The sequence below is a fragment of the Stecheria intestinalis genome (genome assembly GCF_009696165.1).
In the GTDB taxonomy this organism is placed as follows: domain Bacteria; phylum Bacillota_I; class Bacilli_A; order Erysipelotrichales; family Erysipelotrichaceae; genus Bulleidia; species Bulleidia intestinalis.
Genome location: NZ_VUMN01000067.1, coordinates 1 through 1522, shown reverse-complemented (window position 1 = coordinate 1522; position 1522 = coordinate 1). Strand labels below are relative to the sequence as shown.

At 46.8% G+C, this 1522-nt stretch carries 3 protein-coding genes; all 3 read left to right on the top strand.

Translation table 11 applies throughout. From position 1 onward, the window contains the following. Positions 1 to 698 (top strand): ATP-binding protein (locus FYJ51_RS13390; RefSeq protein WP_205946347.1); only part of this gene is annotated, 698 nt, incomplete at its 5' end. Beyond that, positions 695 to 988 carry a helix-turn-helix domain-containing protein gene (locus FYJ51_RS13385; protein ID WP_154506021.1) on the top strand — a complete coding sequence of 98 codons (294 nt, stop codon included), beginning with the start codon at positions 695 to 697 and terminating at the stop codon, positions 986 to 988. The genes FYJ51_RS13390 and FYJ51_RS13385, both read left to right, overlap by 4 nt. Then, on the top strand, positions 981 to 1391 hold the full coding sequence (locus FYJ51_RS13380; protein WP_154506020.1) for a hypothetical protein: 411 nt from the start codon (positions 981 to 983) through the stop codon (positions 1389 to 1391). The genes FYJ51_RS13385 and FYJ51_RS13380 overlap by 8 nt, the downstream gene beginning before the upstream one ends. Positions 1392 to 1522 lie beyond the last annotated feature (131 nt).

Sequence of the window (1522 nt, the reverse complement as noted above, 5' to 3'; positions counted from 1 at the left end):
GAAATCTGGCAAATAAGCTCCAGGATATGACAGAAGACCCGAACTTCGGAACGAGAACTGCATCAGAAGTGCTTGATGAGCTGTTCATGCATGAATACTCATCCCGGAAAACCCGAAAGTTCAATAAACTTCTGAGCAAAGCACATCTGAAGTACCCGGCTGCCGTGCTGGATCAGTCCATGAGTGATCCGGACAGGAAGATTGATATGAAACTTGTTAGCAGCCTGTCAGGGTGCAGGTGGATTGAGGAGAAGAAAAATCTGATTATCACCGGGAAAACCGGGACTGGAAAGAGCTATTGTTCGAACGCACTTGCAATATGCGCAATCCAGAAAGGAATCCATGTGCTGTATGTCAAGACTTCGCTGATGATCAATGAGCTGAACGACTGCCAGTTTACCGGCAGCTACGCTGCAGCACTTAAGAAATACACGGATACTGATCTTCTGATTCTCGATGACTTCGGACTGATGAGTCTTGATATTCAGAAATGCCAGCAGATGTTTGAGGTTCTGGACTCCAGAGAAGGATCAAAATCCATCATAGTCATTTCCCAGATTCCGGTGTCGAAGTGGTATGACATCTTTCAGAACAATGTATATGCGGACGCATGCATGAGCCGGCTTGTAAGCAATGCCTACCGTCTTGAACTTGATGGCAGAGATATGAGAAAGAGCAGCTCTGCCTCCGGAAAATGAAAACAAGCGATCTGAATCGTCTGATTCGGCTTCTGAAGCTTTACCGGAAGGAAACCTCATCCAGGGAAGCAGACAGCCTTCTGAAGACAATGGAGAACATTACGAGTTCATCTAAAGCAGGCAGGAAGCCGAAATATACGGAAGAGACAAAAAAGATGATCCTTCGTCTGCGACATCAGAATCTCTCCGTGAGAAAGATCGCATCGGCTGCCGGGTGCTCTGTCGGATATGCGCATCAGGTTCTGAAAGCCAATGAAGCAAAGATACACAAAGGAGAAGAATATGAATGAAGAGCTTCGGAACTATCTGAGATGTCATGATCTGAATGAAGAGGAAGAAGAGCAGCTGAACGACTGGGTCAGCACCGGGCATTCTGTCAGTTCCAATCCGGAGCATCAGTATGACGATTACGGAGAAGAAATTCCCTATATGAGATGGTACTGGATGAAAGAGGATCCTCTCCTGAACGACATCAGGAAGGCACCGCTGACCAAGGCAATGAATCTGAATGAAGAAATCTCCGAAAGCTGCGATGTCAGCGAATATCTTTGTCATCTTGAACAAGCCAGAAGAATTCTGAGAGATGAAATACTCCTCTATCGCAGATTCCTTGCCCAGACTCCGGGAGCCGTACGAGAATACGAAGCATATCGCTCCGGATACCTGCATAAGAATCGATATGAACCGGAATGATCGCAATGCCGCATCCGCAGCAATCCGGAAATACTGCTGCACTGTGCTGCAGTCTTCCTATGAACTCAGTTCTTCAGCTGAAAAGCTCAGAGAAAAGGAGGAAACAAAGCAAGGCAAGCTTCCGGAAAGCC